Source organism: Curtobacterium sp. B8 (assembly GCF_000333315.1).
Lineage (GTDB): Bacteria > Actinomycetota > Actinomycetes > Actinomycetales > Microbacteriaceae > Curtobacterium > Curtobacterium luteum.
Genome location: NZ_BACW01000153.1, coordinates 1 through 7,712, shown reverse-complemented (window position 1 = coordinate 7,712; position 7,712 = coordinate 1). Strand labels below are relative to the sequence as shown.

Annotated in this window: 5 protein-coding genes and 1 pseudogene; 4 read left to right on the top strand and 2 right to left on the bottom strand. The window is 68.3% G+C overall.

The genetic code is table 11. From position 1 onward, the window contains the following. Positions 1–272 precede the first annotated feature (272 nt). Both I59_RS19110 and I59_RS03805 read left to right on the top strand, forming a co-directional pair. Positions 273–2,638 (top strand): annotated as a pseudogene (locus I59_RS19110) (ATP-binding cassette domain-containing protein). A 40-nt stretch (positions 2,639–2,678) separates the two neighbouring features. Next, positions 2,679–2,864 carry a hypothetical protein gene (locus I59_RS03805; protein ID WP_022902732.1) on the top strand — a complete coding sequence of 62 codons (186 nt, stop codon included), beginning with the start codon at positions 2,679–2,681 and terminating at the stop codon, positions 2,862–2,864. Between the two features lie 106 nt (positions 2,865–2,970). Here the strand turns inward: I59_RS03805 and I59_RS03800 are convergent, their stop codons facing one another. Further along, complete coding sequence (locus tag I59_RS03800) at positions 2,971–3,417, bottom strand: MarR family winged helix-turn-helix transcriptional regulator (protein ID WP_022902731.1); 447 nt, start codon at positions 3,415–3,417, stop codon at positions 2,971–2,973. Between the two features lie 61 nt (positions 3,418–3,478). Between I59_RS03800 and I59_RS03795 the strand changes: the two genes are divergently transcribed. Further along, a complete protein-coding gene (locus tag I59_RS03795; protein ID WP_022902730.1) occupies positions 3,479–3,847 on the top strand; it encodes a VOC family protein in 369 nt (122 codons plus the stop codon). Positions 3,848–3,861: 14 nt separating this feature from the next. Here I59_RS03795 and I59_RS03790 read toward each other — a convergent pair whose 3' ends face one another. Then, positions 3,862–4,854 carry a GNAT family N-acetyltransferase gene (locus tag I59_RS03790; protein WP_022902729.1) on the bottom strand — a complete coding sequence of 331 codons (993 nt, stop codon included), beginning with the start codon at positions 4,852–4,854 and terminating at the stop codon, positions 3,862–3,864. 702 nt (positions 4,855–5,556) lie between these two features. On the opposite strand from I59_RS03790, the gene I59_RS03785 reads away from it, so the two are divergent. Continuing rightward, the coding region (locus tag I59_RS03785) for a hypothetical protein (protein ID WP_148286074.1) at positions 5,557–7,712 on the top strand (2,156 nt) is incomplete at its 3' end.

The following is a 7,712-nucleotide window of genomic DNA, read 5'->3' as shown; positions in this document are numbered from 1 at the left end:
ATCGTCCGGACGACGGGTTCGAACTGTCGGACGCGGGGTGGACCGAGGACGAGCGGGTCGACATCACCGCCGCGCGGTGGTGGACCGCGGACGAGCTGGACGCGACGACCGAACCGTTCGAACCGGCCGAGCTCCCCGATCTGGTCCGTCGCTTCGCGCCGTCCCGTTAGGAGACTGCTCCGCAGCGGCCTGGAGGCTCGGATCGCCGCCGCCGGGTCGGCTCGCTCCACAGGGTGGTCGGTCGGGCACGGGTCCGCGCTACCGTGATCCGCATGCACACCGGTTCCGGGCACGCCGCCGACCAGCACGACCGCATCCGTGTCCGCGGGGCACGCGAGCACAACCTCCGCGACGTCGACGTCGACCTGCCGAAACGCCGTCTGACGGTCTTCACCGGCGTATCCGGTTCGGGCAAGAGCTCACTCGTCTTCGGCACGGTCGCGGCCGAGTCCCAGCGGATGATCAACGAGACCTACAGCGCGTTCGTGCAGGGGTTCATGCCGTCGCTCGGTCGGCCGGACGTCGACGTGCTCGACGGACTGACGACCGCCATCGTCGTCGACCAGGAGCGCATCGGCGCGGATCCACGGTCCACCGTGGGGACGGTGACGGACGCCAACGCGATGCTCCGTGTCCTCTTCAGCCGCCTCGGACAGCCGCACGTCGGCGGCCCGAACGCGTTCTCGTTCAACCTCGCCACCGTGTCGGCCGGGGGAGCGATCACCGTCCAGAAGGGCACCGACGTGAAGGCCGAGCACGTCACCTTCAACCGGCTCGGCGGGATGTGCGCGGACTGCGAGGGCCGCGGGCAGGTCACGGACATCGACCTCTCCCAGCTCTACGACGACACGAAGTCCCTCGCGGCGGGGGCGATCACGATCCCGGGCTACGGGACGGACGGCTGGATGGTCCGCATGTACGCCGAGTCCGGCTACGTCGACAAGACGAAGCCGATCCGGGAGTACACCGACCAGGAATGTCAGGACTTCCTGTACCGCGAACCGACGAAACGCAAGATCGCCGGCATCAACATGACGTACGAGGGGCTCGTCCTCCGGTGCCGCCGGTCGTTCCTGCAGAAGGACCGCGAGGCGATGCAACCCCACGTCCGCGCCTTCGTCGACCGGGCCGTGACCTTCACGACCTGCCCGGCGTGCGAGGGAACGCGCCTCAACGACACGGCTCGGTCATCGAGGATCGCTGGGAAGAACATCGCCGACGTCTGTGCGATGCAGATCAGCGACCTCGCCCGGTGGTTGCACGAGCTCGACGCGCCGAGCGTCGGCCCCTCCTGGAGGGCCTGCGGGACGCCGTGGACTCGTTCGTCGAGATCGGCCTCGGGTACCTCTCGCTGGACCGCCCCACCGGCACGCTGTCCGGTGGCGAGGGCCAGCGGGTGAAGATGGTCAAGCACCTCGGCTCGGCGTTGAGCGACGTCACGTACGTCTTCGACGAGCCGAGCACGGGGCTCCACCCGCACGACGTCGAGCGGATGAACGAACTGCTGCTGCGTCTGCGTGACAAGGGCAACACCGTCCTGGTCGTCGAGCACAAACCCGAGGTGATCCGGATCGCGGACCACGTCGTCGACCTCGGCCCCGGGGCGGGGACGGCCGGTGGCACCGTCTGCTTCGAGGGCACCGTGGACGGTCTGCGGGGGAGCGACACCGTCACCGGCCGACACCTCGGCGATCGGCAGCCGCTCAAGACCGAGGTCCGTGACCGGACCGGGGCCCTCGAGATCCGCGGGGCGTCGGCGCACAACCTGCGGGCGGTCGACGTCGACGTCCCCACCGGGGTGCTCACGGTGGTGACCGGCGTGGCAGGGTCCGGCAAGAGCTCCCTCGTGCACGGGGCGCTGTCCGGTCGCGACGGCGTCGTCACGATCGACCAGAGCGCGATCCGCGGGTCCCGCCGCAGCAACCCGGCGACGTACACCGGCATGCTCGAACCGATCCGCAAGGCGTTCGCGAAGGCCAACGGCGTGAAGCCGGCGCTCTTCAGCGCGAACTCCGACGGCGCCTGTCCCGCGTGCAACGGCGCCGGAGTCGTGTACACGGACCTCGGCATGATGGCCGGCGTCTCGACGACCTGTGCAGAGTGCGACGGACGACGCTTCGACCAGTCCGTGCTCGAGTACCACCTGGGCGGCAAGGACATCAGCGACGTGCTGGCGATGTCGGTGACGGAGGCCGAGCGCTTCTTCGCCGAGGGCGATGCCCGCATCCCGGCCGCGCACGCCGTCCTGGAGCGGCTCGCCGACGTCGGCCTCGGCTACCTCACGATCGGGCAGCCGCTCACCACGATGTCCGGCGGGGAGCGCCAACGCCTCAAGCTCGCGACGCACCTGGGCGAGCCCGGCGGCGTGATCGTCCTCGACGAGCCGACCACGGGTCTGCACCTGGCCGACGTCGCACAACTGCTCGGTCTCCTCGACCGCATGGTGGACGCTGGTCGGACCGTGATCGTCATCGAGCACCACCAGGCCGTGATGGCGCACGCGGACTGGATCATCGACCTCGGTCCGGGCGCCGGGCACGACGGTGGGCGGGTGGTCTTCGAGGGCACGCCGGCGGCGCTGGTCGCGGCTCGGTCGACGCTGACCGCGCAGCACCTCGCGGACTTCGTCGGGAGCTGACGACCGGCACGCTCAGCAGTCGGCGCGTACGGTCCTGCGCATGACCTACAGCCAGCCTGACCCTGCCGAAGAGACCACCGCGGGCGGAGCCCCCGAGCAGCCGGACACCGACGAGCAGTTCCTCGAGGAGTCTGGACGCGAGGACGCCGCGCTCGAGATCGACGCCGACGACGTGCCCACCGAGCAGGACGACGCCACCGAACAGGATGACTCCGCGGGGGAGTGACGTGCCCCTGCTCGTGACGCCAGACCGGCCTGACGAGCAGCCCATCCGAGCCGGAGGGGCGGATCGATTCCCCGTCGACCCGCCCCTCCGACCTGTGGTCGACGTCCTACGCCGCGCGCAGCGACGTCACCATCGAGCGCAACGCCCGACGCGCTGCAGCCTGCTCCTCGACGGTCATGCCGGCGAGCATGCGGTCCTCCACGCCGCGGACCGCGGCGGTCGCCCGCGCCAGGTCCTCGCGTCCCCGGTCGGTCAGCGTCACCGGGACGACCTTCCCGGCCCCGTCCTCGGGGGAGCGGGCCACCACACCGTCCCGCTCCAGTGCCTGCAGCAGGACGTTCATCGTCTGCCTGGTGACGAACGCCCCGCGGGCGAGGTCCGAGTTCGACAGCCCCGGGCGCTGGGCGAGCAGCTCGAGGCACGAGTAGTGCGTGATGTTCATGCCGAGCGGTCGGAGGACGTCCTCCATGGCGCCACGCAGGGCGCTCGAGGCCTCCTTCAGCAAGTAGCCGAGTGACGTCTCGAGGTCGATGCCGGGGGAGTCTTGACGCATGTCAGCATTCTGACATAGGCTCCATGTCAGGAAACTGACACATCAACCGAGGAGCGACACCATGCCCGTCACCGGCCCCGACTTCATCTCCTTCCAGGTCCGCGACCTCGACGCCTCGCAGGCGTTCTACGAGCGGTACCTCGGTCTCGTCCGCTCACCGGCCGGCCCACCGCACGCCGTCGTCTTCGACACGAAGCCGATCGCGTTCGCGCTGCGCGACGTCGTCCAAGGCACCGACCTCGCGACGGTGCCGCAGCCCGGCGTCGGCATCGCCGCCTGGTTCCACGCCGAGGGCGTGCAGGAGATCCACGACGCCCTCGTGTCGGACGGCCACCGGATCGTCAGTGCGCCGATCGACGGCCCGTTCGGGCGGACATTCACGTTCGCCGACCCGGACGGCTACCACGTCACGCTCCACGACCGCGCCTGACGGCAGCACGGACCTCAGCGACGTCGGGACACCCGCTGCCGGAGCGCCAGTGCGCCGGTGCGGACCGCGGGTGGCAGGGGAGACGAGACGACCGTCGTGAACGGTCGCTCCGTCGCCCCGAGCGACATCTTGAACCGGCTGATGCCCTCGTCCACCCACCCGACGAGGTCGACGGCCGTGTGCCCGTGCTCGAGGGCATGGCGGATCACGTCGAAGTAGAGCGGCGTGCTCGGGTTCACGCTCCGGAACGCCCGGAGGGTCCCGCCAGCCCACCCGGTGACGACGGGGTGCCGCGTCAGCGCGACGATGACACCGGCGACGACCCCGTCGACGAGTGCGGTCGCCGTGTGGACATCGCCGCTCTCGGCGGCCCACCGTTCGATCCGTGCGCCGATGTCGTCCGGGTACGGCGACGGGACGCCTCGGCTCGAGTACGACTCGCTGAGCACGAGCGGGAGGAACTCGGTCAGCTCGCCCGGCTCCGACGGCCTGATCCGGACACCCTTGCGCTCGGCGACGTGGAGCGCCTGTCGGGCGCCGCGCTTCATGCCCTGCTCCAGTCGTTCGATCGTCGCGTCGACGAGGTCGACGACGTACGTCCGGTCCGGTGCGCCGAGGACACCTGCGCGGGTCGTGGCCGAGGCCGGAGCGACGGCGGCGTCCGGGCCGAGGTCGTACCGTGCCACGAGCACGCCGTGCCGGAGCTGCCACCGACGGAACGCCCGGAGGGTCGCTGCCAGGCGGTGCTCCGGGACGAGCGGTCCGACGAACGGGAACGGCGCCTGCACCGGCCGACGCAGCGCTCCATGGTGCAGGAGCACCGGGAACACGCCGACCGCTGCGCCGTCGACCAGGACGACGAGCGGCTCGAACCGCCAGTCGAACAGTTCGGCCTGCAGCGTGAGCCAGCCCCAGTCGTGGAACCCGGTCGCGCCGGGGTGTGCTGCGACGAGCGCGTCCCACTCGGCCGCGTCCCGGGTCGGCCTGAACCGGATCGTCCCACCCACATCGACCTCCAGTTCACGGGCACCGTCTTCAGAGCCCGCCCGAAGCCTACGCATCGGCTCGGCATCGGATTCCGGCTGTGCGAGAACTCTGCGCGAAGCCGTCACGCCCTGCGACGTCACGGCGGGACGCACCGACAACAGTGACTTGTCAGTTGCGCGGTTCCGCGATGGTTGTCGACCGCAGCCGTCGACATCTGTGAATAGTCGGCGCCAACGATCAACGTCGGCCGCCAAGCGCGAGCACCGGACGGGCAATGGTCGTCTCGCAAGCCCCCCCCAACGCGCCAGCACGCCTCAACTTTGGATTTGGTCGAGACGCGCTGAGGGTGAGAACGAGCGCTGACCGGCGCCTCGGCCGAATGCTGAACACCCCCGCGGCACGGAACGGCTCAGCCGGAAGTCGCGGAAGCTCTGACCGACTGCAGTGCTTGTGAAGCGCCCGGACAGCTCAAACCGCTGATCGGCATCGTCGGCTGCGACAACTTCGATGCCAAGCGAAGCATTGCGCTGAGAGTGCATTAAGACCGCACCGGTACTACCGCCTCTGATCTGGGCTTTCTCTATTGAACCCCGTTTGGGTGACACTTATCAAGGCGTGCTCTGCTCTTACGCTGCGAGGACGAACAGCCATTCGTGCAGTTCGCTCACAGAGGGGGTCTCGTGCAACCAGTCCTGCACGCTTCGCGAGCGAGGAAGCGCGGCTTGGCCGCCGCGGTCCTCGCCGCGGCAGCACTCATCGGTTCATTGCTGTGGGCCACACCGCCGGCGCAGGCGTTGAATGACACGGGTACCGGTGGTGTGTTCGTTCCTGCGACGGGTCGCATCCTCGACACGAAGACGGGCACGGGCGGCTTCAGCACGCCGATGGAGGCCGGTACGTATCGGACCATCAAGGTGACCGGCGTTGCCGGGCTGCCGACTGACGGTTCGGTCGGAGCGCTGTCGTTGAACGCGACGGTCGGGTCCTCGAGCGGCGCTGGCACGTTGTTCGGTCGTCCGGATGCGAACTCGGGGCGGACGACGATGCTGATCTATAACGGTGTGTCCGGCCAGTACACGTCGAACAGCGCCACGATCGCGGTCGGTTCGGACGGCACGATCCAGGTGATGACCGAGACCAGTGCGCGGCTGATCTTGGACGTGCAGGGCTACTACACCACGAACACGGACGGTACCGCCGCCGGTGGGTTCGTGCCGGTTGCGAAGCGCATTGTCGACACCCGCTCCGGCCTCGGCGCCACCAAGGCGACGATCGCCCCCGGGGGCAGTGTGGACGTGCAGATCACCGGGTCGAACGGGATCCCGTCGGGTGCGTCGGGCGTGGTGGTGAATCTCCTTGCGATCAACAGCACCAGCAGTGACGGCTACCTCACCCCGTACGCGACTGGGGGAACGAGGCCGCAGAATGCGCTGCACTACGCCCCGTCCGTGACCACGGCGATGCAGGCGCAGGTGCCGCTGTCCTCGGACGGGAAGATCACGGTTGCGAACGGCTCGTCAACCGTGAATCTCGTGATCGACCTTCAGGGGTACTTCACCGCCGCCGGCACCAACGGCGCAGTGTTCACCCCCTCCTACGGACGCGCCTACGACTCCCGGGCGTCCGGGAACACGGCACTGGCCAAGAGCGAGACCCGGTCGATTCAGATCGCCGGGCAAGCCGGTGTGCCCGTCATGGGCTCTGGGATCACCGCGGTGACGCTGACGCTGATCGTCTCCCACCCGAGCAGCGCCGGCTACGCGCAGGTCTACGCCGACGGAGCGACAAACCCTGGTACGACGGCGATCAACTTCCAAGCCGACGACATCCGCACCAACACGATCACCGTCCCGCTCGGCGCGAACGGGAAGATCGCGCTTCGCAACGTCGCCGACGCATCGAACTACATCGTGGATGTGCAGGGGTGGTACACCAACCCACAAGCGCCGACGATCTCTTGTCCGAGCCCATACGCTGCTGGTAGCTGGGCGACGACAGTGCCGTCGGCTGACATCACGTGCACCGTGATCACGCCCGCGGAACAGAGCAGCAATCAACAGCTCACGGTCAATCTGGACGGGGATCTCGACAGCCTCAATGACCTTTCCGAAACCGGCGCCACGTCGACCTCGGTAACGGTACCTGCGCAGGGTGGCGTGCACACGATCGCGGTCGAGGTTGACGACGCCCGCGGCACCTCTATCGCAACGAACGCGTACTCCTTTGGTCTCGGCGACTGGTCCTCGAAAACGTTGACTCCTACTCCCGCCGACGGAGCGGAGGCAGATACAGCCGGATCGCTCTCGGTCGCGCCCGACAATGACGCCTTCGGCCCAGACGCTCAGTTCGACTACGTCATCACGAATGGCGCAGCTACGAATGATCCGGTGGCCGACAGCGGTTGGATCACGGGTGCGTTCCAGATCCCGGCAACCGCACTGACGCCGGGGACCACCTACTACTGGACCGTGACGGTACGCGGCACGAGCGGAGGCTCCACGACAGTTAAAACCGAGACATCGCCAACATGGTCGTTCATCGCAAGCACGGCACCGACCGCTGCGATCTCCTGCCCTGCTCCGTATACGGACGGCAGCTGGCAACGAGACGCCCTCACCTCCCCGGTGACGTGCACAGTAACAGCGCCCTCGGCGTACACGACCGCGGCGAAGCTATCCGTCACACTTGATGGCGATACCACCGGTACTCAATCGCTCAGCAGCCAGGGTTCGACAAGCACATCTGTGACGATCCCAGCGGGGGCCGCGGCGCACTTGATCACCGCCACAACATCAATCGATGCAACTGGCGCCAGCACTGACTCCACATTCAATTTTGGTTCCGGGCTCTGGAGCAACGCCAACTACGGCCTCAATCG

Coding starts and splice junctions, on each gene's coding strand:
- I59_RS03805 (WP_022902732.1), top strand. CDS start 2,679: ATGACCTACAGCCAGCCTGACCCTGCCGAAGAGACCACCGCGGGCGGA.
- I59_RS03800 (WP_022902731.1), bottom strand. CDS start 3,417: ATGCGTCAAGACTCCCCCGGCATCGACCTCGAGACGTCACTCGGCTAC.
- I59_RS03795 (WP_022902730.1), top strand. CDS start 3,479: ATGCCCGTCACCGGCCCCGACTTCATCTCCTTCCAGGTCCGCGACCTC.